22 protein-coding genes are annotated in these 22,110 nt (G+C 71.3%); 14 read left to right on the forward strand and 8 right to left on the reverse strand.

Going from position 1 to position 22,110, the window contains the following annotated elements:
• Window positions 1–15 precede the first annotated feature (15 nt).
• The 3 genes from ACFU95_RS04090 to mce all read right to left on the reverse strand — a co-directional run bounded on the left by ACFU95_RS04090 (window position 16) and on the right by mce (window position 5,657).
• Window positions 16–951, reverse strand: coding sequence for a cellulose-binding protein (locus ACFU95_RS04090; protein ID WP_030046672.1), 936 nt, complete (start codon window positions 949–951; stop codon window positions 16–18).
• A 183-nt stretch (window positions 952–1,134) separates the two neighbouring features.
• Entirely contained in the window at window positions 1,135–4,983 is a 3,849-nt protein-coding gene (scy, locus tag ACFU95_RS04095; RefSeq protein WP_383821338.1) for a polarized growth protein Scy, read from the reverse strand.
• 233 nt (window positions 4,984–5,216) lie between these two features.
• Window positions 5,217–5,657 (reverse strand): methylmalonyl-CoA epimerase, encoded by a 441-nt coding sequence (gene mce, locus ACFU95_RS04100; RefSeq protein WP_030046674.1) that lies wholly within the window; start codon window positions 5,655–5,657, stop codon window positions 5,217–5,219.
• 148 nt (window positions 5,658–5,805) lie between these two features.
• On the opposite strand from mce, the gene ACFU95_RS04105 reads away from it, so the two are divergent.
• The 3 genes from ACFU95_RS04105 to ACFU95_RS04115 all read left to right on the forward strand — a co-directional run bounded on the left by ACFU95_RS04105 (window position 5,806) and on the right by ACFU95_RS04115 (window position 9,498).
• On the forward strand, window positions 5,806–7,008 hold the full coding sequence (locus tag ACFU95_RS04105; RefSeq protein WP_383821342.1) for an acetyl-CoA C-acetyltransferase: 1,203 nt from the start codon (window positions 5,806–5,808) through the stop codon (window positions 7,006–7,008).
• A gap of 37 nt (window positions 7,009–7,045) precedes the next feature.
• The gene (meaB, locus tag ACFU95_RS04110) at window positions 7,046–8,002 is read left to right on the forward strand and encodes a methylmalonyl Co-A mutase-associated GTPase MeaB (protein WP_383821344.1); all 957 of its coding nucleotides are present in this window, start codon (window positions 7,046–7,048) and stop codon (window positions 8,000–8,002) included.
• 224 nt (window positions 8,003–8,226) lie between these two features.
• Entirely contained in the window at window positions 8,227–9,498 is a 1,272-nt protein-coding gene (locus ACFU95_RS04115; RefSeq protein ID WP_383821347.1) for an MFS transporter, read from the forward strand.
• Window positions 9,499–9,615: 117 nt separating this feature from the next.
• Here the strand turns inward: ACFU95_RS04115 and ACFU95_RS04120 are convergent, their stop codons facing one another.
• Window positions 9,616–10,290, reverse strand: coding sequence for a PepSY domain-containing protein (locus tag ACFU95_RS04120; RefSeq protein WP_383821350.1), 675 nt, complete (start codon window positions 10,288–10,290; stop codon window positions 9,616–9,618).
• Window positions 10,291–10,430: 140 nt separating this feature from the next.
• Here ACFU95_RS04120 and ACFU95_RS04125 point away from each other — a divergent pair, with 140 nt between their 5' ends.
• On the forward strand, window positions 10,431–11,162 hold the full coding sequence (locus tag ACFU95_RS04125; protein ID WP_383821354.1) for a response regulator transcription factor: 732 nt from the start codon (window positions 10,431–10,433) through the stop codon (window positions 11,160–11,162).
• Window positions 11,159–12,610: a sensor histidine kinase gene (locus ACFU95_RS04130; RefSeq protein WP_383821357.1), complete on the forward strand. Its 1,452-nt coding sequence runs from the start codon at window positions 11,159–11,161 to the stop codon at window positions 12,608–12,610. The genes ACFU95_RS04125 and ACFU95_RS04130 overlap by 4 nt, the downstream gene beginning before the upstream one ends.
• Before the next feature lie 12 nt (window positions 12,611–12,622).
• On the opposite strand, the gene ACFU95_RS04135 is transcribed toward ACFU95_RS04130, so the two are convergent.
• The 4 genes from ACFU95_RS04135 to ACFU95_RS04150 all read right to left on the reverse strand — a co-directional run bounded on the left by ACFU95_RS04135 (window position 12,623) and on the right by ACFU95_RS04150 (window position 15,300).
• Complete coding sequence (locus tag ACFU95_RS04135; RefSeq protein WP_048582906.1) at window positions 12,623–13,099, reverse strand: MarR family winged helix-turn-helix transcriptional regulator; 477 nt, start codon at window positions 13,097–13,099, stop codon at window positions 12,623–12,625.
• 101 nt (window positions 13,100–13,200) lie between these two features.
• Window positions 13,201–14,019: an AIM24 family protein gene (locus ACFU95_RS04140; RefSeq protein WP_383821360.1), complete on the reverse strand. Its 819-nt coding sequence runs from the start codon at window positions 14,017–14,019 to the stop codon at window positions 13,201–13,203.
• Window positions 14,016–14,666, reverse strand: a complete 651-nt coding sequence (locus ACFU95_RS04145; protein WP_383821362.1) for an AIM24 family protein — start codon at window positions 14,664–14,666, stop codon at window positions 14,016–14,018. The genes ACFU95_RS04140 and ACFU95_RS04145 overlap by 4 nt, the downstream gene beginning before the upstream one ends.
• Window position 14,667: 1 nt before the next feature.
• Window positions 14,668–15,300, reverse strand: coding sequence for an AIM24 family protein (locus tag ACFU95_RS04150; protein WP_383821424.1), 633 nt, complete (start codon window positions 15,298–15,300; stop codon window positions 14,668–14,670).
• Window positions 15,301–15,506: 206 nt separating this feature from the next.
• Here ACFU95_RS04150 and ACFU95_RS04155 point away from each other — a divergent pair, with 206 nt between their 5' ends.
• From ACFU95_RS04155 to ACFU95_RS04195, 9 genes are all read left to right on the forward strand, one after another.
• A complete protein-coding gene (locus ACFU95_RS04155) occupies window positions 15,507–15,851 on the forward strand; it encodes a DUF3817 domain-containing protein (protein ID WP_383821365.1) in 345 nt (114 codons plus the stop codon).
• Complete coding sequence (locus ACFU95_RS04160) at window positions 15,848–16,141, forward strand: MTH1187 family thiamine-binding protein (protein WP_383821367.1); 294 nt, start codon at window positions 15,848–15,850, stop codon at window positions 16,139–16,141. Before ACFU95_RS04155 ends, ACFU95_RS04160 begins: the two co-directional genes overlap by 4 nt.
• Before the next feature lie 657 nt (window positions 16,142–16,798).
• The gene (locus tag ACFU95_RS04165) at window positions 16,799–17,920 is read left to right on the forward strand and encodes a SchA/CurD-like domain-containing protein (protein WP_383821369.1); all 1,122 of its coding nucleotides are present in this window, start codon (window positions 16,799–16,801) and stop codon (window positions 17,918–17,920) included.
• Between the two features lie 82 nt (window positions 17,921–18,002).
• Complete coding sequence (locus tag ACFU95_RS04170) at window positions 18,003–18,467, forward strand: cupin domain-containing protein (protein WP_383821372.1); 465 nt, start codon at window positions 18,003–18,005, stop codon at window positions 18,465–18,467.
• The gene (locus tag ACFU95_RS04175; protein WP_383821375.1) at window positions 18,464–19,735 is read left to right on the forward strand and encodes a beta-ketoacyl-[acyl-carrier-protein] synthase family protein; all 1,272 of its coding nucleotides are present in this window, start codon (window positions 18,464–18,466) and stop codon (window positions 19,733–19,735) included. The genes ACFU95_RS04170 and ACFU95_RS04175 overlap by 4 nt, the downstream gene beginning before the upstream one ends.
• On the forward strand, window positions 19,732–20,979 hold the full coding sequence (locus tag ACFU95_RS04180) for a ketosynthase chain-length factor (RefSeq protein ID WP_383821378.1): 1,248 nt from the start codon (window positions 19,732–19,734) through the stop codon (window positions 20,977–20,979). Before ACFU95_RS04175 ends, ACFU95_RS04180 begins: the two co-directional genes overlap by 4 nt.
• 43 nt (window positions 20,980–21,022) lie before the next feature.
• Entirely contained in the window at window positions 21,023–21,289 is a 267-nt protein-coding gene (locus ACFU95_RS04185) for an acyl carrier protein (RefSeq protein WP_383821381.1), read from the forward strand.
• A 1-nt stretch (window position 21,290) separates the two neighbouring features.
• Window positions 21,291–21,746, forward strand: coding sequence for an SRPBCC family protein (locus tag ACFU95_RS04190; RefSeq protein WP_383821383.1), 456 nt, complete (start codon window positions 21,291–21,293; stop codon window positions 21,744–21,746).
• Complete coding sequence (locus tag ACFU95_RS04195) at window positions 21,731–22,051, forward strand: TcmI family type II polyketide cyclase (RefSeq protein ID WP_383821385.1); 321 nt, start codon at window positions 21,731–21,733, stop codon at window positions 22,049–22,051. Before ACFU95_RS04190 ends, ACFU95_RS04195 begins: the two co-directional genes overlap by 16 nt.
• Window positions 22,052–22,110 lie beyond the last annotated feature (59 nt).

A 22,110-nucleotide genomic window follows, 5' to 3' on the forward strand; every position in this document is an offset into this window, starting at 1 on the left:
ATGTGTGCCCGATCGTTACCGGGTCTGCTGGGCGGGCACCCCGCGGGAGATCGGCTCGTCCTCGGCCGGCGTGCCGGCGGCGGCCACCGCGGCGCCCGTGAGGGTCGCCAGCATCTCGCGGACGTTCGTCAGCTGAGCGTTGATGCTGTCGCGGCGGTTGGTGAGAGCCGCGAGCTCGCGCTCGGATTCCGAACGGATGCGGTCGGCCTTGGCGTTGGCGTCCGCCACGATGTCCTCGGCCTGACGCTGGGCCGTCTCCACCGTCTGGCGGGCACGGCGCTCGGCGTCGGTGCGCAGCTTCTCCGCCTCCAGACGCAGCTGCTCCGCGCGGTGCTCGATCTCCGCGAGGCGCTTCTCCGCCTTCTGCTGACGGGACGCCAGGTCGCGCTCGGACTGCTCGCGGCGCTTGGCGAGGTTCGTCTCGAAGTCGGCGGCGGCCTGAGCGGCCTTGGCGCGGGTCTCCTCGAAGAGGGCGTCGGCCTCCTCACGCTTGGACTGCGCGTCCTTCTGAGCCTCGGAGCGCAGCTGGGACGCGTCGCTCTTGGCCTTCTCGACGATCCGGACGCCTTCGTCCTCGGCCTTGGCCTTGCGCTCCGCAGCGAACGATTCTGCGTCGTTGCGGACCTGCTGGGCCGCCGACTCCGCGAGCTCGCGGTGCTGCTCGGCCGCGCGACGTGCCTCCTCGCGCAGATCCTTGGCCTCTTCCTCGGCGAGGCGGAGGATCTTCTCGACACGCGCGCCGAGGCCGGCGTACGACGGCTCTGCGTCGGTTACCTGGGCCTGGGCGTTCTGCGTCTCGAGGTGGAGCTCCTCGATGCGCTTTTCCAGAGCGGTGATGCGGGCGAGAGCGCTGTCACGGTCGGAGACGAGCTTGGAGATCCGTTCGTCCACCTGCGCGCGGTCGTACCCACGCCGCACAAGCTCGAAGCCGTAGGGGGAAGTGTCGCTCATGGGGTTCCTGTCGAATGAGACCGGTGAGGTGATAAGTGGAATCCTAGGGGCCGAAGCGGTGTGTCATCGAGCGGATACGTGTTTGATCTGGAGAATGAGACCCCTTTTGAGTGGCTAACCGTCGGACGGCTTGCCAAAAACTTGGTCAAAGGCCCCAGGAGACACCGGAAACCGGTCGTCCCGCTAGCTGTCTGACGACTTGCCACCCGATCGAGGGGCGCCCACTGTCGCACCCGCCTTGACCCCGCCGTCCTTCGCCGCGCCCGGTGTCTCGAAGGACTCCAACGCCTCCAGGACGTCCTGGACACGGGAGATCTCGGCGTTGATGTCCTCGCGGCGCCGGACCAGGACCTCCAGCTCGCGCTTGCCCTCCTCGACCGTGCGCCGGGCCTCGCGGATCGCCTCGGCCTTGAGCTCCTCGGCCTCCCGGATCACCGTGGATCGCTTCTGCTCGGCCTCCTTCAGGAGCCCCTCGGCCTTCTTCACGGCGGCGATACGGACCTTGCCCGCCTCGGAGTTCGCCTCCGAGACCAGCTCCTTGGCCTTCGCCTGCGCCTTGGCCAGCTGCTCCTCGGCGGCCTTGATGAGGGCGTCGCAGCGGTCGCCGGTCGACTTCATCGTCTCGGCGGCCTCGCGGCGGGCCCGCTCGTGCAGGCTCTCGATCTCGGTCGTGATGCGGTCGCGCAGCTCCTCCGCGCGCTCCCTGATCGAGGTGGCGTCCCGGCGGGCGCCGACGAGCAGCTCGTCCGCGTCCGTACGGGCCTTCTCCACCATCGAGTTGCCCTCGACCGTCGCCTCGGAGACCAGCCGGTCGGCCTCCGTGCGGGCGGCGCCCACCATGGTGTCGGCCTGTCCCTCGGCGTCCGCGGTCGTCTTGTGCGCCTGCTGCTGCGCCTCGGTCAGCAGCTTGTCGGCCTCGGCCGTGGTCTCCGTGATGAGCGTGTCGACCTGCTCGGCCGCCTCGGAGCGCCGCTTGTTGGCGGCCTTGCGGGCCTCGTCGAGCGTGCGCTCGGCCTCCTCGCGCGCGGAGGTCACCAGCTGCTCGGCCTTCGCCTCCGCGTCGGCCTTCACGCGCGCGGACTCGCCGCGGACCCGCTCGGCGTGCTGCTGCGCCGACCCCACGGTCTCCGCGGCCTCGGCGCGCAGCCGCTCCGCGTCCGACGTGGCGTCCCCGACCAGCTTCTCGGCCTTGGCGAGCGCGTCGGTGCGCACCCGGTCGGCCTCCGCGACCGTCTCCGACTGGAGCCGCTCCGCCTCCGAACGCGCCTCGGTGATGAGAGTGTCGGCCTGCGTCGCCGCGTCCGACCGGATCCGGTTGGCGTCCTCGCGGGCGTCGGCCCGGGTGCGGGACGCGGCCTGGTCGGCCTCGGCGATCGCGTCCGAAGCCTCCGTACGCACCCGCTGGACATGCTCGGCGGCCTCCGAGCGCAGTCGCTCCGCCTCGGCGATGGCCTCCCCGACCGTCCGCTCGGCGAGGGACTTGGCGGCCTCGGACTCCTCGTTCGCCTCGCGCCGGACGCGGCCCGCGTCCTCGCTGGCCCGCTCCCGCTCGGCGTAGGCGTCGGAGCGGACCCGGTCCGCCTCCTCCTGCGCCTCCCGGCGGGTACGGTCCGCCGCGTGCTCGGCGGCGCTGCGCAGCCCGGAGATCTCCTCCTGGGCCTGCTCGTGCAGCCCGGACACGGAGTCGCGGACCTGCTGCGCGTGCTGCTCGGCCGCCGACACCATCTCGGTGGCGCGCCGGTCGGCCTCCTCGACCAGCCGGACCGCCTCAACCTGCGCCTCCTCCACCCGCTTGCGGGCGGAGGCCAGCAACTCCTCGCTCTGCTCGCGGGCCCGCTCGCGCTCCTGGTCCGCCTCCTGGCGGGCGGAACCGAGGAGTTCCTCGGCCTCGCGGCGGCGCCGGGCGGCCTCCTCCTGGGCGGCGGCCAGCGTCTCGGACGCCTCCGTGGCGAGCCGCTCGGCGGCGGCCTGCGCCTCCGCGCGGACCCGGTCGGCGGTGTCCTGCGCCTCCGACTTCAGCCGCTCCGCCTCGGCCGCGGCCTCCGACCTGAGGCGTACGGCGATGGCCTCGCCCTCGGCACGGGACGCGGACGCGTCCGACGCGGCCTCGTTCCGCAGCCGGTCGGCCTCCTCCTCGGCCTGCTGCTGGAGCGTACGGATCCGCTCGGCGGACTCGGCGCGCAGCCGGTCGGTCTCCTCGGCGGTCTCGCGCCGGATGCGCGCGGCCTCCTCGCGGGCGTCGGTCAGCGCCTGCTCGGCCGCCGCGAGCCGCTGCTCGGCCTCGGCGTGCAGCCGCGTCAGCTCCTCGGCGGCCTCCGCGCGGCGGCCCTCTATGGCTCGCTCGGTCTCCTCGTGCAGCTCCCGCGCGGCCCGCTCGGCGTCGGACTTGATGCCCTCGGCCTGCTCGACGACCTCCTCGCGGTGCCGCTCGGCCTCCTGACGGGTGCGCTGGAGGGTCTCCTCCGCCTGGCGGCGCAGCGTCGTCGCCCGCTCGATGGCCTCGGTGCGGACCTTCTCGCTGTCCGTCGTGGCCTTCTGGCGCAGCTCGTCCGCGTCCTGCCTGGCCTTGGAGAGCAGTTCCTCGGCGGTCTTGGCCGCCTCCTCGATCTGCTGGACGGCCTCCTTGCGGGCCTCCGCGCGGATCTTCTCGCCCTCGGCGACCGCCTCGGAGCGCAGCTGCTCGGCCTCGCCGCGCAGCCGGCGGGCCTCCTCCTGCAACTCGACCGTCTTGGCGCGGTACTCCTTGGTGTCGTCCTTCGCCGAGCCCTTGAGCTGCTCGGCGATGTCATGCGCCTCGGCGCGCAGCCGGTCCGCCTCGGCCTCGGCCTCGGTGCGGATGCGCTCCGCCTCCTCGGCCGCCGCCTTGGTGGTGTTCTGGGCGTCCTCCTGTGCCTTGTTGAGGACGTCCTCGGCGGTCTTGGCCGCCTTCGACAGCTGGGTCGCGCTCTCCTCGGCGGTGATCGTGCGGGCCTTCTCGGCGGCCTCCTCAACGATCTTCTCGGCCTCGGCGCGCGCGTCGGCGACGACCTGCTCGGCGTCCGCCTTGGTGCTCTCGGCCTCCTTGGTGGCCTCGCTGACCAGGCGGGCGACCTGCTCCTTCGCCGTACGCGTGCGCTGCTCGTTGGCCGACTCGGCGCTGGAGAGCGTCTTCTCGGCGGCCGTCTTGGCCTCGGTGATCAGCTTCTCGGCCTCGGACTGCGCCTTGCGTAGCGCCTCCTCGGCCTCCGACATGCGCTGCTCGGCGGCCCGGCTGAGCTCGGTGGCCTGCCGGCGGGCGCTGTCCGACTCGGTCGCGGTGGAGCTGCGCAGCTGCTCGGCGTGGTCGGTGGCCTCCTGGGCCTGCGTCGAGGCGGCGTTCAGCAGCCGCTCGGCGTCCGTACGGGCCCGGAGCAGGATCTGCTCGGCCTCCGCTCGGGCCTCCTCGGCCGCGCCCGTGAGGCGCTGGCGGGCCTCGCCGGTGAGCCGCTCGGCCTCGGTGCGCGCGGCCGACAGGGCCTGCTCGGCCTCGGTGCGCGACTCGTCGAGGAGCCGGCGGGCCTGCTGCTCGGTGCGGGCGCGCAGCTGCTCCGCCCACGCCACGTTCTCGTTGACGTGCGACTCGACCGTCTGCCGGCGCTCGGCCAGCTCCTGGTCCAGCTGCTGGCGGCGGGTCACCGCCTCCTGGTGCAGCTCGGCCTGCAACCGCGCCGCGTTCTCCGCGTGCTCCTGGAGGATGCGCTGGGTCTGCGCCCGGGCCTGGCTCAGCTCCCGCTCCGCCTCCTGGCGCAGCTGGTCGGCCTGGACCTGGGCGTTCCGCAGCAACTGTTCGGCCTGATAGCCGATGTCACCGCCGTCGAAAGCCGGCCGGGACATGATGGTGCGCCGCGCCTCGTGCAACTTGGCGCGCAGCACCTCGACCTGGTAGCCGAGGTCCTCGGCGTGCTGGATCGCCTTTTCCCGCTCGGTCTTCAGCCGATCCATCTCGGCCTCGAACCGAGAGAGGTGGTCGACGTCAGCCGCCGGCTCTCGCTCCTGGCGTTCGTAGCCCCGCACTGCGCGGTCCCATCCGTCCCCTGGTCGCAAGTCTGCCCATACGAGCACCGTCCATCCGCCGAACGGGGCCCCCGGGGAATGGTGTCAGATCAACGGCGGAGCACGGGCTGTTGCCCCACCCTCGTCCCCCGAAACCCGGACCCCGGAAACGGTCCCACCTCTGACGGCGGGGCCGGGTCACCCTGGACTGAGCGGCGACCGCCCCCAACCCTACCGGCCCATATGTACGGGGGTCAGTGCTCAGGTGACTCAACAGGCGCCGAAGTGACCAGTTCTGTCAGTACGCCGTGGCAATCCTTGGGGTGCAGGAAGGTGATTCGTGACCCCATGGAGCCGCGCCGGGGCTCTTCGTACAGGACGCGTACGCCCTTGCCCTTGATGTCCGCGGCGTCGCCGTCCACGTCCGCCGTACCGAAAGCGATGTGGTGGACGCCCTCGCCGTTCTTGTCGAGCCACTTCGCGACGGTGGAGTCCGGGCGGGTGGGTTCGAGAAGTTGCAGGTAGGAGGCGCCGCCGTCGGAGGTTTCGTTGATCTTGAGCATGGCCTCGCGGACGCCCTGCTCCTCGTTGACCTCGGAGTGGAACACCTCGAAGCCGTAGGTGGCCCGGTAGAACTCCACGGTCTTGTCCAGGTCGAAACAGGCGATCCCGATGTGGTCGATTCGCGTCAGCATGGAACTCAGTGCAGCGCTCCCGAGGTGGTTACGCAACGTGCGCGCGATCACACCGGCGGCCCGGTGACGGCACGGAGTGCCACTCAGTACATTCGAAGTAAACCCTCGTTCACTCCTCGGCAGTGCAGCCGGAAGGGGATCGCACCTCATGTCTGGAACGAACAGCACGACCTCGGTCATCGTCGCGGGCGCCCGTACGCCCATGGGACGGTTGCTGGGCTCGCTGAAGTCCTTCTCGGGAGCCGACCTCGGCGGCTTCGCGATCAAGGCCGCCCTCGACCGTGCGGGAATCGGCGGCGACCAGGTGCAGTACGTGATCATGGGCCAGGTGCTCCAGGCCGGCGCGGGCCAGATCCCCGCGCGCCAGGCGGCGGTCAAGGCCGGCATCCCGATGAACGTTCCGGCGCTCACCATCAACAAGGTGTGTCTGTCCGGCCTGGACGCCATCGCGCTCGCGGACCAGCTGATCCGCGCCGGCGAGTTCGACGTGATCGTCGCGGGCGGCCAGGAGTCCATGACCAACGCCCCCCACCTGCTGCCCAAGTCCCGCGAGGGCTTCAAGTACGGCGCGGTTGAGATGATCGACGCGATGGCGTACGACGGTCTGACCGACTCCTTCGAGAACATCGCCATGGGCGAGTCCACGGAGAAGCACAACACCCGCCTCGGCATCCGGCGCCCCGAGCAGGACGAGATCGCCGCCCAGTCCCACCAGCGCGCGGCCGCCGCCCAGAAGAACGGCATCTTCGAGGCCGAGATCACCCCGATCGAGATCCCGCAGCGCAAGGGCGAGCCGGTCGTCTTCAGCAAGGACGAGGGCATCCGCGCCGAGACCACGGCGGAGTCGCTCGGCAAGCTGCGCCCGGCGTTCTCGAAGGACGGCACGATCACGGCGGGTTCGGCGTCCCAGATCTCGGACGGCGCGGCCGCGGTCGTCGTGATGAGCAAGGCCAAGGCGCAGGAGCTCGGCCTGGAGTGGATCGCCGAGATCGGCGCGCACGGCAACGTGGCGGGGCCGGACAACAGCCTCCAGTCCCAGCCCTCCAACGCCATCGCGCACGCCCTGAAGAAGGAGGGCCTGGAGGTCTCCGACCTCGACCTGATCGAGATCAACGAGGCCTTCGCCGCCGTCGCGGTGCAGTCAATGAAGGACCTCGGAGTGTCCTCCGAAAAGGTGAACGTCAACGGCGGTGCCATCGCCCTGGGCCACCCGATCGGTATGTCGGGTGCGCGGCTCGTCCTGCACCTGGCCCTGGAGCTGAAGCGGCGCGGCGGCGGCGTCGGCGCGGCCGCGCTGTGCGGAGGCGGCGGCCAGGGTGACGCGCTGATCGTGCGGGTAGCCAAGGCCTGAGTTCTCCTTGTAGGACCTTTCTGTGAACGGAGCTGTGATGCAGGACGTCTCCACCCTGGTGGCCCAGGCCAGGGAAGGCCGGCCGCGGGCCGTGGCCCGGCTGATCTCCCTGGTGGAGGGGGCGTCCCCGCAGCTGCGGGAGGTCATGGCGGCACTGGCCCCGCTGACGGGCAACGCGTACGTCGTGGGTCTGACCGGATCTCCCGGCGTGGGCAAGTCGACGTCCACGTCCGCCCTGGTCACGGCGTACCGCAAGCAGGGCAGGCGGGTCGGCGTCCTGGCCGTCGACCCGTCCTCGCCCTTCTCGGGCGGCGCCCTGCTCGGCGACCGGGTGAGGATGTCCGACCACGCCTCCGACCCCGGCGTCTACATCCGCTCGATGGCGACGCGCGGCCACCTGGGCGGCCTCGCGTGGGCCGCCCCGCAGGCGATCCGCGTCCTGGACGCGGCGGGCTGTGACGTGATCCTGGTCGAGACGGTGGGCGTCGGCCAGTCGGAGGTGGAGATCGCCTCGCAGGCGGACACCTCGGTGGTCCTCCTCGCCCCCGGCATGGGCGACGGCATCCAGGCGGCGAAGGCGGGCATCCTGGAGATCGGCGACATGTACGTCGTCAACAAGGCCGACCGCGACGGCGCGGACGCCACCGCCCGCGAGCTCAACCACATGCTCGGCCTCGGCCAGTCCCGCGGCCCCGGCGACTGGCGCCCCCCGATCGTCAAGACGGTGGCCGCACGCGCCGAGGGCGTCGACGAGGTCCTGGAAGCTCTGGAGAAGCACCGCGCCTGGATGGAGGAGCACGGCGTCCTCGCCGAACGCCGCCGCGCCCGCGCCGCCCGCGAGATCGAGACCATCGCCGTCACCGCCCTGCGCGAACGCATCGCCGACCTCCACGGCGACCGCCGGCTCGGCGCGTTGGCGGAGAAGATCGTCGCCGGGGAGCTGGATCCCTACCGGGCGGCGGACGAACTGGTCGCCGGACTCACGCGGACCTGAACCCCGCCCCCGCGGGTGCTGTTGGTGAGGCGGCTCGCAGCCCCTCATCCGGTCGGCTCCCAGCGCTGCGGCATGGGCAACTCCCGGCCCCCGCTGGTAGCTTGAACCGCATGTACCTCCTCATGGCATAGGGCTCGCCCTGACCGCGCACGGTGTACGGCCTGTCGGCCGGGGCCGTCGCGGCGGTTCGGCGTCCCCTTTCCGCCTCGAGTCGAGGAACTCCCGTGTCTTCCACGTCTGTCGCGCGGCCTTCGTATGCCGCCGTTCTCCGGATCCCGTACGCCCGCCGTACCTTCGCCGCCGCCCTGCTGGGCAGGCTGTCGTACGGGATCGTCCCGCTGGCCGTGATGCTGGCCGTGACCCGGGCCTCCGGGTCCTACGCGGTGGCCGGCACCGTGATGGCGCTGTTCTCCGGGACCAGCGTCTTCCTGTCGCCCGCCAGGGCGGCCCTGATCGACCGGCACGGGCCGCGCCGGGCGCTCGTGCCGATGGCCGCGGCCTACACCGCGTCGCTCGGGCTGCTGACGGTGGTCGTCTGGCGCCCGGGAACCGCCTCCCCGCTCGTGCTGGGCGCGGTGACCGCCGCCGCGGGCGCCTGTACGCCGCCGCTGGGGCCGACCATGCGGGCCGTGTGGGGCAGGATCGCCGGCGACCGGGCGCTGGTGCAGCGCGCCTACAGCCTGGACGCCGTCGCCGAGGAACTGCTCTTCGTCTCGGGGCCGTTGCTGGTCGGTGTGGTCGTCGGGTTCGCTCCGCCGGCCCTCGGGATCGTCGTCGGGGCGGTACTGATCGCGGCCGGGACGGCCGGGTTCGTGTCCTCGCCGGCCGTCCGGGACGTGATGCCCGGCGACGCGGGGGCGAAGTCGCGCGGCGAGGGCCGGCGCCCGGTGCTGCGGGGGATCCGGCGGCCCGTGATCGCCGCCGCGGGGGTCGGGCTCGCGCTGGGCGCCGTCGAGCTGCTGGTCGTGGCGTTCGCCGACGGGCGCGGTCACGGCGGTGAGAGCGTGGCCTGGGTGCTGGCCGCCCTGTCGGCCGGAAGCGCCGTCGGCGGGCTCGCCAACGGGGCCGTCACATGGCGTACGCCGGCCGGGCTACGGCTGATGCTGCTGGCCGGCGGCCTGGGGCTGGCGGTGCTCGGCGCGGGGCTGGCCCCGGGGCTCGGCACGCTCGCGGCGGCCATGGCGGTCGCCGGGCTCTTCGTGGCCCCGGCGATCACCACCGCGTATCTCATCGCCGACGAGGCCGCGGCGCCGGACGCCCGGGTCCAGGCCGGGGCCTGGGTGAACACGGCCGTCAACGCGGGGGGCACGGCGGGCACCGCGGCCGCCGGTGTGCTGGTCGGACGGCTGCCGACGGCGTGGTGCTTCGCGGTGACCGGCGCGGTCACGCTGCTCGCGGCGGTGACCGTGGCGAGGGGCGCCACCCGTGACGGGGGCGCCCTTGGGGAAGAGGAGGAGGGGGAGGCACGCAACGGGGGTGCCGTGCGGGCGGCCTGACCCCGGTCGACGCCGCGGGTTTGCGGTTGCTTCCACGTTCGCGGCGGCAGGGGCGCCACCCGTGAGGGGGCGCCCCTGAGGAAGTGGGGGACGGGGGTGCGGTGAGTCGGCCCCAGGTCAGTCGTCGTCGCCGTCGCGGTCGTCCTGAGCGTTCTGGTCGTCGTCGTGGTCCTGGGTGACCTTGCCGGTCTTGAGGTCGACCTTCCACTCGCCCTTCGTGGTCTCCACGCTCCAGGCGGCGGGGCCGTCGTCGTCCAGGTCGACGTCGGTGACGGTGCCCTTCGCCGCGGCGGCCACGGCGGCCTCGCGGGCGTCCACGCTCGCGCCCTTCAGCGCGGCGAGGTCCTCGCGGCCGTCGTTGTCGTCATCGGTGTCGCGCTGGGCGCCGAGGACCTTGCCGTCGTCCGCGGAGACCCGGACGTCGTAGTCGGTGCCGTCGCCCTTCACGACGTTCACCTCCCAGACGTTCGAGCGGTCGTCGTCCAGGTCGGCGGCGACGGCCGTGCCCGGCGTGTGCTTCAGCGCGGCCGCGATCGCGTCGGCGGCGCCGACCTTGGTGGCGGTGGCCGCCGCGCGGCGGTCGTCGGCGGCATCGTCCGCCCTGTCCGCCTTGTCCTCCGCCTTGTCCTCAGCGGCGTCCTCCGCGCTGTCGTCCCGGTCGTCGGAGACGCGGACGGTGGACTGACGCTGCGTGGGCGCGCTGTCGTCGTCACCGGAGGCGTAGGCCGCGACGGTGCCGCCTCCGATCAGGGCCGCGGCGGCGACGGTGGCGATGACGATGTTGCGCTTCATGGGGTTCCCTCCCGGGTGATCACGTTTCACGTCGGTTCGTATGTCTTCGTTTCGACGAGAACCAATCTGCCGAACCGACGCTGAGAGGAACCTGAAGCCCCCTGAAGAGATCTTCAGCTTCGCTTTGCGAACCTTTACGCATGCGCCCACCCGTCTCCCACCACCGCCCTGCTCGAGGCGCTTCGCGCCACCCCTTTGGAATCTTGATCGTGGAGGACGAGAAGCGGCTGGCCCTGTCGCTCGCCAAGGGCCTGACCGCCGAGGGATACGCCGTGGACGTCGTCCACGACGGCCGGGAGGGGCTGTACCGGGCCTCGGAGGGGTCGTACGACCTCGTGATCCTCGACATCATGCTGCCCGGCATGAACGGCTACCGCGTCTGCGCCGCCCTGCGCGCCGCCGGACACGACGTGCCGATCCTGATGCTCACCGCCAAGGACGGCGAGTACGACGAGGCCGAGGGGCTGGACACCGGCGCCGACGACTACCTGACCAAGCCGTTCTCGTACGTCGTCCTCGTCGCCCGCGTGAAGGCGCTGCTGCGGCGCGGGGGACAGGGGGCAGGGGCCTCGCCCGTGCACGTCCACGGAGATCTCAAGGTCGACACCGCCGCCCGCCGGGTCTTCCTCCGTGATGGCGAAGTGGTCCTCACCACGAAGGAGTTCGCGGTGCTGGAGCACCTCGTGGTGCGGGCCGGCGAGGTGGTGTCCAAGGCCGAGATCCTGGAGCACGTCTGGGACTTCGCCTACGAGGGCGATCCGAACATCGTCGAGGTGTACATCAGCACCCTGCGACGCAAGCTGAGCGCCGGGCTCATCCGGACGGTGCGCGGCGCCGGCTACCGGCTGGAGAGACTGGAGGCATCGCCATGAGCGGCCGTCTGTTCGGTTCCGTCCGGTCCCGGGCGACGCTGGCCGCCACCCTGGTGGTCGCCGTGGCACTGGTCGCGGCCGGGGCCGCCGTACTGCTGTCGCTTCGGTCCAACCTCGTCGGGCAGGCCGGCACGGAGGCGGAACACACCGCACGGGCCGTCGCCACGGACATCGCGCTCACCCGGCCCGACCAGCCGCTGTCGGTGGACAAGGACGAACCCGTCCAGGTCCTCGACGAGAAGGGGAACCTGCTCGCGGCCAGCGAGGACCTGGAGCGGATCAGCGGCACGGGCACCCGGGCGGTGAAGCCGCAGCCACAGACCTCGCCGGGCCGGACCGGGAGCGGTGAGGACTCCGACGACGACGCGGACGACGAATCGGCCCCCGAATCCCTCGACCCGGGCGAGATCAGCGAACACACCAGCTTCACGAACGGCACCGCCACGCTCGACGGCGACACCGACGACTACCGCTTCGCCGAGGTCCATGTCGAGGTCGAGGGCCGGGGGCAGCTCACCGTGTACGCGGGCGCGCCCCTCTCCGCCGAGCAGAGCGCCGTCAGGACGGCGCTGACCGTCATGCTGATCGGTTTCCCGCTGCTGCTCGCGGTCGTCGCGGGCGTCACCTGGCTGGTCACCCGGCGCGCCCTGCGCCCGGTCGAGGGCATCCGCGGCGAGATGGCCGCGATCACCGCGTCCGAGGACCTCGCACGCCGTGTGCCGGTGCCGGCCACGCACGACGAGGTCGCCGCTCTCGCGCTGACCACGAACGAGACGCTGGCCGCGCTTCAGGCCTCGGTGGAACGCCAGCGCCGGTTCGTCGCCGACGCCTCGCACGAACTGCGCAGCCCGATCGCGTCCCTGCGCACCCAGCTGGAGGTGGCCGCCGCGCACCCCGAGCTGCTCGACCTCGACGGCGCCGTGGAGGACACCGTACGGCTCCAGGACCTCGCGGCCGATCTGCTGCTGCTCGCCCGTCTGGACGCCGGGGAACGGCCCGGTGACACGCGGTTCGATCTCGGTGCGCTGGCCCGGGAACAGGCCGAGGGGCGCCCGGGTGTGACGGTGGACGCGCAGGTCGTGGAGGTGGCCGGGTCGCGGTCGCAGGTGGGGCGGGTGCTCACCAACCTGCTGAACAACGCCCGGCGGCACGCCCGCGCGGAGGTCACGGTGACCGTGCGGCGGGACGCCGGCGGGGTGGCCGGAGAGGGTTCCTGGGCCGTGGTGGCCGTCGCCGACGACGGGGACGGGGTGGCCGAGGCCGACCGGGAGCGGATCTTCGAGCGGTTCGTACGGCTGGACGAGGCCCGCAGCCGCGACGACGGCGGTGCCGGGCTGGGCCTGGCCATCGCCCGCGACGTCGCCGTACGGCACGGAGGCACGCTCACCGTGAGCCGGGCGCCGGCGGGCGGAGCCCTGTTCGAACTCCGCCTGCCGCAGGCTCACTAGGGCCTGTCCGGGTTACGGACGTCCCCGCTGGCCACGCAGGTGCTCAGCGATGGGCTTGAGGGCCTTGTCGAGTTCGGTCATGGACTCGGGGGCCAGCAGGTCGATGAAGTGTCTCCGCACAGACGCCACATGGTGCGGGGCGACCTTCTTCATGGTCTCCATACCGTGCTCGGTGAGGACCGCGTAGAGCCCGCGGCGGTCGGACTCGCAGTTCTCCCGCCGGACCAGGTTCGCGTTCTCCATCCGGGTGATCTGGTGGGAGAGGCGGCTCTTCGACTGGAGGGTGGCCGACGCGAGGTCGCTCATCCGCATCCGTACGTCTTCCGACTCGGAGAGGTTCACCAGGATCTCGTAGTCGTTCATTGTCAGGCCGAACGGCTGCAGGTCCTTTTCGAGCTGGTACGTCAAGAGCCTGTTGACCTCCAGGTGGGTGCGCCAGGCGCACTGCTCCGCATCGGTCAGCCAGTGGGTGGCCGTCTCGGTCTCCATGAATGAAGTCTACCTAAAATGTTGAAAGGCGAACTAGCGAGGGTTTTCTGTGACATCACCGTGTGCGCACACGTTCGATGTCACACTCCGCAGACTACCGCTCACAGCCCGAAGCGACGCTGGAGGTCTCCCAGCTGTCCGGGAAGGCGCTGTGCCCCGGCCGTCTGTGAAGGGCCTGTGTGCGTCCCGCCGGCACCCGGTACTCCGGCCTCCGGTGGAACCGCCCCCGTGGCCTGCTCGGCCATCAGGGTCTCGGTCGACTGGAGCAGGACCGTACCGGCTCCGACGAACTCGAACTGATGCTCCTCTCCGGAGGCCCCGCCGAGGCCCGTCAGTGCACGTAGACCGCCCATTACGCCGGTCATGTAGCCATGGTCGTAGTGGTGGCACGGCGATGGGCAGTCGGCCCAGCCGACGAGTGCCTGCGGGTCCACCCGGATCGGGGGTTCCATGAACACCACCGGACCGTTAGATGCGGCCACGAACTTTCCGGTTCCGATGAGTGTCAGAAAACCCGGCACGATCGATTGCTTGAGGGCAAGAGTTGGCTGAAAAGCGAGCAGGTTGCCCGAGCGAATGGTCAGATTGCCGTCTTCGAGGTCGTACGAGTTCACGTCGAAAGCCCGGTCGGCCAGCAGCATCTTCCCCGAGCCCTCGGCCACGACCCAGTCGCTCGCGTGCAGAGGCGAATGAAAGGACGTACGGACAAGACGGTCGAGTCGGCCGTGCCCGACGCCGTTGAACTCCATCGAGCCGTAGTAGGCGATCATCTTCCCCTTCTGGAGGAACCACTGGCTCCCCTTGAGCTCCACGCAGAAGGTGTAGGCGTTGACGTTGTCGTCGCAGGGCAGCGTCGCGGGGTCGAGGACGGTGGGGCCGCCGGGGGCTCCGTAACCGCCGGGGGGTCCGTAGGGGCTCACAGCTTCTCCTCCGACGCCTGGACGTACACCGCACCGTTGCCGCTGAGCTCCAGCTGGAAGGCCTCGCCGGAGCCCCGGCCCACCATGTCGCGCCAGCCGAGGGCGGTCGACAGCTTGTTGCGCACGTCGCCGTGGTGGGCGACGTAGGCCTGGGGATCCACGTGGACCGGCCGCTGCGGGGTGATCGGGATCTCGAAGACACCGCCGTGCGCCATCACGGCCACCGCCCCCTGCCCCTTGAGGGTGGTGGTGAACAACCCCTGCCCGCTGATCTGCCCCCGGACCATGCCCATGACGCCGCCCTGCGAGCCGAGGAACATCGTGCCCTGCTGGAGGGTGCCCTCGAAGGCGAGAAGACGGTCCGCCTCCACGCACAGGGTGTCGCCGGAGAGGTTGATCACCTGGATGTGGTGGCCGCCGTGCCCGAAGAGCACCGTGCCGCTGCCCTCGACGCTCATCAGCGGAGTGTCCTCGTTCGCGACCCGGCGCCCGATCATCGACATGATCCCGCCCTGGCCGCCGGCGGTGTTGGGAGTGAAGGACACCTCGCCCTTGTAGGCGAGCATCGCGCCGCGCTGACTGAACAGCCGCTGCCCAGGCAGGACGGTCGCCTCGACCATCTTGGAGTTGATCTCACGGAAGCCCATGTCACACGTCTCCCGCGATCGTGTTCCGCTCGCTCGGCTGTACGTACACCAGCCCGTCCCCCTCGAACCGGATCTGGAACGCCTCGCCACCGCCCTCGCCCAGGAGCGTGCGGAACGTCACACCGGACTGGAAGGACTGCCGCAGATTCCCCTGATGGGCCACATAGGCCCCGGGGTCGACGGTCAGCGGATACTGCGAACTGACCCGCAGCACCACGGCCGGGCCGTCCGACACGATCGCCGCCTGCCCGTGTCCCTCGACGGTCGTCGTGAACAGCCCGTTCCCCTGCGAGGCGCCACGCATCCCGGTGAAACTGGTCCCCGTCCGCAGCCCCGCGTCCGTGGCGAGCAGGTTGCTCGACTCCACGTACAGCTTGTCGCCCTGGAGGCTGACGAGGTTGATCTCGGAGGCCCGGTCCGCGAACCAGCACGTCCCGTGCCCTTTCACCTCCATCACCGTCATCTGCTCACCGGTCAGGCGCCGCGTCACCATGCCACGCAGCCCCTCGCCGCCGCCGCTCATCTTCTTGAAGGCCATCTGCCCGTCGTACGCGACCATCGAGCCGTTCTTCGCCTTCACGGCGTCCCCGGTCACGTCGACGGCGAGCACCTTGCTTCCTTGAAGTCGGAACATCGCCACGGGGCGAAGGTAGCCCGCGGTGCCCGCCGCCAACAGATCCTGTGGGTGGACTTCACCCCTGACGGCACCCTTAGAGCACGCCGTACGGCCGACGCGACCCCCGTCCGCACCCACCCCCGAACGTTTGCCACAATGGGCCGAGCGTTTGTGCTTGCGTTCACAAGCGACGTCTCTCCCGCCGACCCCACCGAAGGTGACCCGTGGACATCAAGACCGCCACCGCCCTCCGCCGCCTCCGCCTCGTCTCGGCCCCCGAGGCGGTGTCGTTCCTGCTCCTGCTCGTCTGCTCGGTGCTGAAGCGGACCACGGACTTCAACGCGGTACCCGTGATGGGCGCGGTCCACGGCGTTCTCTTCATCCTCTACGTGGTGTTCTGGGCGGACGCCTGGAACCGCACCAAGTGGTCCCTGAAGACCGCGGCGCTCTACTTCGTCCTCTCCGTCCTGCCGACCGGCGGCTTCTTCGCCGACCGCAAGCTCAAGCGCGAGGCCGAGGACGCCGTCATCGCCTCCCGCGCCCGCAAGGAAGGCGTCGTCAACGCATGATCGTCGCGTTTTCCGTGACACCGCTGGGCGTCGGCGAGGACGTGGGGGAGTACGTCGCCGACGCCGTCCGCGTGGTCCGCGAGTCCGGCCTGCCCAACCGCACCGACGCGATGTTCACCTCCGTCGAGGGCGACTGGGACGAGGTCATGGACGTGGTCAAGCGTGCCGTGGCCGCGGTGGAGGCCCGCGCGCCCCGGGTCTCCCTGGTCCTCAAGGCGGACATCCGCCCCGGCGTGACCGACGCGCTCACCTCCAAGGTCGAGACGGTGGAACGACACCTCGCCGACTAGCCGAGCGGAGGCCGCCGTATTCAAGTCCCCTTGCTGAACGGGGGACTTCAGCCCCCTCGGCCTCCGCTCCACGGCACCGCCTCCTCCGGAGAACGCCGACCCCGTAGGCCCACCCCGGTTTCCTCGCCCCCGCCGCCCCTACCCGTCCCATCCCCAGGGGCTCCGCCCCTTCGACCCCGCCAGGGGGCTCCGCCCCCTGGACCCCCATCGGCCTGAACGGCCTCGTCCTCAAACGCCGGACGGGCTGAGGATGCCTGGCCCGGCGTCGAAGAGTGGTCGTACGCCCCGCGCCTGGACGGCGTACCCCCACGGGCCCGGCGGCCGCGTCGGGGGGTGTCCGCCCGCAGAGTCCGGTGTCAAGACACGGCACCTCTCGCGCAAGGCCAGCCCACCGGACCGAGGACGGACACCCCCCCCGCGCTACACGAGCCCCCACCAACCCGCGCCCCACCCACGCCACATGCAGCCCCCGGTACCCGCCTGACACGGCGTCGACAGCAGCCAGGCACCCCCTCGCGCACAGGTCCCTCAATTGGCCCGCGTGGCTCGCGGACCCCAGACCCCTGACCCACGATGAAGGCTCAGGGCCGGAACCCGCGTTCGCGCTGGTGGACGAGGACGGCCGCCGCTTGCTCTCGCGAAGGAAGGGTCTGCCGGATGACCACTTCGCCCTACACATCCCAGTCGGCGTTCGACGGCTCCAGGATGCGAGTCCTCCTGCTGGTCGACCTTCACGAAGGCGCCGAGCAACAGTTCCTGGACGCGTACGAGCAGATGCGCGACCGAGTCGCGTCGGTTCCCGGTCACCTCGGTGACCAGCTGTGCCAGTCCGTGGAGAACCCGTCCCAGTGGCTCATCACGAGTGAATGGGCGACCGCCCCGCCGTACCACGCCTGGGTGAACAGCGACGAGCACATCGAGACGGTCCGGCCCCTGACACGCTGCGCCCGCGAACTGCGCTCGATGCGGTACGGCATCGTCCGCGAGACGGGCGGCACGGCGGGCGGCGCCCGCCCCGGGGCAGACGGACTCCAGAGGGAGGTACGGGTGGGCGACGGCGTCGTCCGCCACGCCCTGACCTTCACCGTCAAGCCCGGCTCCGAGTCCAAGGTCGCCGAGATCCTCGCCGGATACGCCCCGCCCGAGGCCCGCGTCGACGCCACCACGCGCCTGCGCCGCACCACCCTGTTCATGCACGGCAACCGAGTCGTCCGCACCGTCGAGGTCGAGGGCGACCTGACGACAGCGCTGCGCCACGTCTCCCGGCAGCCCGAGATCCGGGCCGTCGAAGAGGCCCTGAACCCGCATCTGGAGCAGCACCGGGATCTCACCGACCCCGAGTCCGCCCGGACCTTCTTCGCCCGCGCCGCCATGCCGCCCGTCCACCACGTGACACGCGGCGGCCAGGAGCCGGCCGACCTCACGCGGCACGCCCTCTACTACCCGGCCAAAGAGGGCTGCGGGATGGCACTGGCCCGGCTGCTGTCCCGACAGGACGAGACCGCGGCGGCCGACCCGGCCGGACCCGTGCACCGCAGCACCGTCTTCCAGCGGGAGGACATCGTCGTCCGCCTCATCGACGTACGGGGTGATCCCGAAGCCGATCCGGTGGCGGCGCTCGCCATCCACGGCCCGAGGAAGGCCGCCGTGCTGGCCCGGCTGCTCGACGGCGACGCCCTCGGTGTCGAGGGACGGTTCGCGAGCGCACGGGAGGCGACCCGCCTCCTGACCCACGCCGACATGGCGCTGATCACCGACCGCAGGGCCGCGCAGTCCTGACCGCAAGGGAAGCGCGCACGGGGACCCGCACAGGAGCCCGCACAGCGCCCCCACACCCCACCGAACGACCTGGAGACAGACCATGGACAAGATGCGCCCGCGCGTCGTGGACCTCAAAGAGATCGAGCCCAACCGCAAGCGCGGCGGCGACCTGCGCACCCTGCTCACCCCGGTCACGGTGGGTGCCACCAGCGGCTTCATGGGCCTGGCCATCATCCGGCCCGGCGAACGGATCAGCGAGCACTACCACCCGTACTCCGAGGAGTTCATCTACGTCGTCGAGGGCCGGCTGGAGGTCGATCTCGACGGAGAAACGTTTCCCCTCCGTTCCGACCAGGGCCTCATGATCCCCATCGACATGCGGCACCGCTTCCGCAACGTCGGCGACGAGGAAGCCCGCATGATCTTCCATCTGGGCCCCCTCGCACCGAACCCGAAGCTCGGACACGTCGACACCGAGGCCCCCGACATCAGCGACGACGTCCAGGCGTACCCGCTCGTCCAGGGGGAGGGTGCGCAGCCGGAACGCCCAGAGGTGCTGTCATGACCCGGCGCGTGGCGGTCACCGGCATAGGCGTGGTCGCCCCGGGCGGCATCGGAGTGCCGGCGTTCTGGGACCTCCTCTCCAACGGCCGCACCGCGACCCGCGGCATCACCCTGTTCGACCCCGAGGGGCTGCGCTCCCGGATCGCCGCCGAGTGCGACTTCGACCCGCTCGCACACGGCCTGGACACCGACGTGGTCGAACGCGCCGACCGGTACATACAGTTCGCCCTCGCCGCCGCCCAGGAGGCCGTCACCGACAGCGGTGTCGACTTCGCCGCCGAGAACCCCTGGCGGGTGGCCGTGTCCCTGGGCAGCGCGGTCGGCGGCACGACCCGCCTGGAGCACGACTACGTCCTGGTCAGCGAGCGCGGACAGCGCTGGGACGTCGACCACCGCGCCGCCGAGCCGCAACTGCACCGGGCGTTCTCGCCCAGCACGCTCGCGGCCGACGTCGCGGAGCGGTTCGGCGCCCAGGGACCGGTGCAGACCGTGTCCACCGGCTGCACCTCCGGACTCGACGCGGTGGGCTACGCCTTCCACACCATCGAGGAGGGCCGCGCCGACATCTGCATAGCCGGGGCCTCGGACTCCCCGATCTCCCCGATCACCATGGCCTGCTTCGACGCCATCAAGGCCACGTCGCCCAACAACGACGACCCGGAGCACGCCTCCCGCCCCTTCGACGCGCGGCGCGACGGCTTCGTCATGGGCGAGGGCGCCGCCGTACTCGTCCTGGAGGACCTGGAGCACGCCCGCGCGCGGGGCGCGCACATCTACTGCGAGATCGGCGGTTACGCCACCTTCGGCAACGCCTACCACATGACCGGACTGACCTGTGAGGGCCTGGAGATGGCCCGCGCCATCGAGGACACGCTCGACCACGCGCGCGTGGACCCGACAGAGATCGACTACGTCAACGCGCACGGCTCGGGCACCCGCCAGAACGACCGGCACGAGACCGCCGCGGTCAAGAAGTCGCTGGGCGCCCACGCCTACGACACGCCCATGAGCTCGATCAAGTCCATGGTGGGCCACTCGCTCGGCGCGATCGGCGCGATCGAGGTCGTCGCCTGTGTGCTCGCGCTGGCCCGGCAGGTGGTGCCGCCGACGGCCAACTACGAGACCCCGGACCCCGAGTGCGACCTGGACTACGTCCCGCGCACCGCCCGCCCGCGCAGGCTCGACAACGTGCTCTCCGTGGGCAGCGGCTTCGGCGGGTTCCAGTCCGCGGTGCTCCTGACGGGGCCGAGTGGGAGGAGACGACGATGAGTGGTCCACGCACCCGGCACACCGCGGTCACCGGCCTCGGTGTGGTCGCGCCCAACGGCCTGGACGCGGACACCTACTGGAAGTCCGTCAAGGAAGGCGCGAGCGTACTGGACCGGGTCACCCGGGAGGGCTGCGAGCACCTTCCGCTCAGGGTCGCCGGCGAGGTCCGCGGATTCGACCCGTCGGCCCTGATCGAGGAGACCTTCCTCGTCCAGACCGACAAGTTCACCCACTTCGCGCTGGCCGCCGCCGACGCCGCCCTTCAGGACGCGGGACTGAGCAGCAGCGCCGCCGACTCGCCGTACTCCGTCGGTGTGGTCACCGCCGCCGGGTCCGGTGGCGGTGAGTTCGGCCAGCGGGAACTACAGAAGCTGTGGGGACAGGGATCCCGGTTCGTCGGCCCGTACCAGTCCATCGCCTGGTTCTACGCGGCCAGCACCGGCCAGATCTCCATCCGCAAGGGCTTCAAGGGCCCCTGCGGGGTGGTGGCCAGCGACGAGGCGGGCGGCCTGGACGCCGTCGCGCACGCCGCCCGCGCGGTGCACCGGGGAACGGACGTGGTCGTGGTCGGCGCCGCCGAGGCGCCGCTCGCCCCCTACTCGGGGGTCTGCCAGCTCGGCTACCCCGAGCTCAGCACCGTCGAGGACCCGACCCGTGCCTACCGCCCCTTCACCTCGGCGGCCTGCGGTTTCGTGCCCGCCGAGGGCGGGGCCGTGCTGGTCGTGGAAGACCTGGAGCGGGCCCGGCGCCGGGACGCGTTCGTCCGGGCCACCGTGGCCGGACACGCCGCCACGTTCACCGGTGCCTCGCGCTGGGACCGGTCGCGGGAAGGGCTCGCGCACGCCATCCGCGGCGCCCTAGCCGAGGCCGGCTGCGCACCGGAGGAGATCGACGTGGTCTTCGCCGACGCGATGGGCGTGCCCGAGGCGGACCGTGCGGAGGCGCTCGCCCTCGCCGACGCCCTCGGCCCGCACGGCACCCGCGTGCCGGTGACCGCCCCCAAGACCGGCATCGGGCGGTCGTACTGCGGGGCACCCCTGCTGGACGTCGTGGCCGCGGTGCAGGCCATGGAGCACGGACAGATACCGCCGACGCCCGGCGTCTTCGAGGTCTGCCACGACATCGACCTGGTGACCGCCACGGCACGCCCGGCCGAGCTCCGCACCGCCCTGGTCCTCAGCCGGGGACTCATGGGCTCCAACGCGGCGCTCGTCCTGCGCCGTGGCCCCGGATCCGCCGCGTGAACGGCCACGGGATCCGCCGACCGGAACAACAAGGAGAACCCGCATGACCACCGACGTGACCCAAGTGACCGTCGCGGAACTGGCCGCGCTGATGAAGAAGGCCGCCGGCGTGACCGTCGACCCGCAGGAACTCGAACGCCGGGTGGACACGCCCTTCGGCGAGTTCGGGCTGGACTCGCTCGGCCTGCTCGGCATCGTGGGCGAGCTGGAGAACCGGCACGGCCGGGCGCTGCCCACCGACGCCGAGCGCTGCAAGAGCCCCCGCGCCTTCCTCGACCTCGTCAACGGCGCCCTCACGACAGGAGCCTGAAGTGGCCGGACACACCGAGAACGAGATCACCATCGCCGCACCCCTCGACCTCGTCTGGGACATGACGAACGACCTGGAGAGCTGGCCCCAGCTGTTCAGCGAGTACGCCTCCTGCGAGGTGCTGTCCCGCGAGGGCGACACGGTGACCTTCCGCCTGACCATGCACCCCGACGACAACGGCAAGGTGTGGAGCTGGGTGTCGGAGCGGGTGGCCGACCGCGAGAACCTCGTTGTCCGTGCCCGCAGGGTCGAGACCGGCCCCTTCGAGTACATGAACATCGTGTGGGAGTACGCCGAGACCCCGCGCGGCACCCGGATGCACTGGACGCAGGACTTCGCCATGAAGCCCGAGGCCCCGGTCGACGACGCCGGGATGACGGACATCATCAACCGCAACTCGCCCATCCAGATGGAGCTCATCCGCAAGCGTGTGGAGGCCGCATGCACCACGCACTGATCGTCGCCAGGATGGCCCCGCAGTCGGCCAAGGACATCGCCGACGTCTTCGCGGCCTCCGACGCCGGCGAACTCCCGCACCTCGTCGGGGTGACCAAGCGCTCCCTGTTCCAGTTCGGCGATGTGTACATGCACTTCATCGAGGCCGAGCAGGACCCGGGACCCGCCATCGCGAAGGTGGCCGGACACCCCGAGTTCGTCGGCATCAGCAAGCGGCTCGAAGCCTTCGTCAGCCCGTACGACCCGCAGACCTGGCGGAGTCCGAAGGACGCGATGGCGAAGTGCTTCTACCAGTGGGAACGCTGAGCGAAGAAGGCTGAACAAGGCCGCCGCCCGCGCTGCGCCACACGGGGGGGGGGCCTGTT

The sequence above is a fragment of the Streptomyces sp. NPDC057623 genome, assembly GCF_042800355.1.
In the GTDB taxonomy this organism is placed as follows: domain Bacteria; phylum Actinomycetota; class Actinomycetes; order Streptomycetales; family Streptomycetaceae; genus Streptomyces.

Excerpts from the sequence above, each read along its gene's own strand:
- ACFU95_RS04090 (WP_030046672.1), bottom strand. The coding sequence starts at position 951 with ATGAGCGACACTTCCCCCTACGGCTTCGAGCTTGTGCGGCGTGGGTAC.
- mce (WP_030046674.1), bottom strand. The coding sequence starts at position 5,657 with ATGCTGACGCGAATCGACCACATCGGGATCGCCTGTTTCGACCTGGAC.
- ACFU95_RS04105 (WP_383821342.1), top strand. The coding sequence starts at position 5,806 with ATGTCTGGAACGAACAGCACGACCTCGGTCATCGTCGCGGGCGCCCGT.
- meaB (WP_383821344.1), top strand. The coding sequence starts at position 7,046 with ATGCAGGACGTCTCCACCCTGGTGGCCCAGGCCAGGGAAGGCCGGCCG.
- ACFU95_RS04120 (WP_383821350.1), bottom strand. The coding sequence starts at position 10,290 with ATGAAGCGCAACATCGTCATCGCCACCGTCGCCGCCGCGGCCCTGATC.
- ACFU95_RS04125 (WP_383821354.1), top strand. The coding sequence starts at position 10,431 with ATGCGCCCACCCGTCTCCCACCACCGCCCTGCTCGAGGCGCTTCGCGC.
- ACFU95_RS04130 (WP_383821357.1), top strand. The coding sequence starts at position 11,159 with ATGAGCGGCCGTCTGTTCGGTTCCGTCCGGTCCCGGGCGACGCTGGCC.
- ACFU95_RS04135 (WP_048582906.1), bottom strand. The coding sequence starts at position 13,099 with ATGGAGACCGAGACGGCCACCCACTGGCTGACCGATGCGGAGCAGTGC.
- ACFU95_RS04145 (WP_383821362.1), bottom strand. The coding sequence starts at position 14,666 with ATGGGCTTCCGTGAGATCAACTCCAAGATGGTCGAGGCGACCGTCCTG.
- ACFU95_RS04150 (WP_383821424.1), bottom strand. The coding sequence starts at position 15,300 with ATGTTCCGACTTCAAGGAAGCAAGGTGCTCGCCGTCGACGTGACCGGG.
- ACFU95_RS04160 (WP_383821367.1), top strand. The coding sequence starts at position 15,848 with ATGATCGTCGCGTTTTCCGTGACACCGCTGGGCGTCGGCGAGGACGTG.
- ACFU95_RS04165 (WP_383821369.1), top strand. The coding sequence starts at position 16,799 with ATGACCACTTCGCCCTACACATCCCAGTCGGCGTTCGACGGCTCCAGG.
- ACFU95_RS04170 (WP_383821372.1), top strand. The coding sequence starts at position 18,003 with ATGGACAAGATGCGCCCGCGCGTCGTGGACCTCAAAGAGATCGAGCCC.
- ACFU95_RS04175 (WP_383821375.1), top strand. The coding sequence starts at position 18,464 with ATGACCCGGCGCGTGGCGGTCACCGGCATAGGCGTGGTCGCCCCGGGC.
- ACFU95_RS04180 (WP_383821378.1), top strand. The coding sequence starts at position 19,732 with ATGAGTGGTCCACGCACCCGGCACACCGCGGTCACCGGCCTCGGTGTG.
- ACFU95_RS04185 (WP_383821381.1), top strand. The coding sequence starts at position 21,023 with ATGACCACCGACGTGACCCAAGTGACCGTCGCGGAACTGGCCGCGCTG.
- ACFU95_RS04195 (WP_383821385.1), top strand. The coding sequence starts at position 21,731 with ATGCACCACGCACTGATCGTCGCCAGGATGGCCCCGCAGTCGGCCAAG.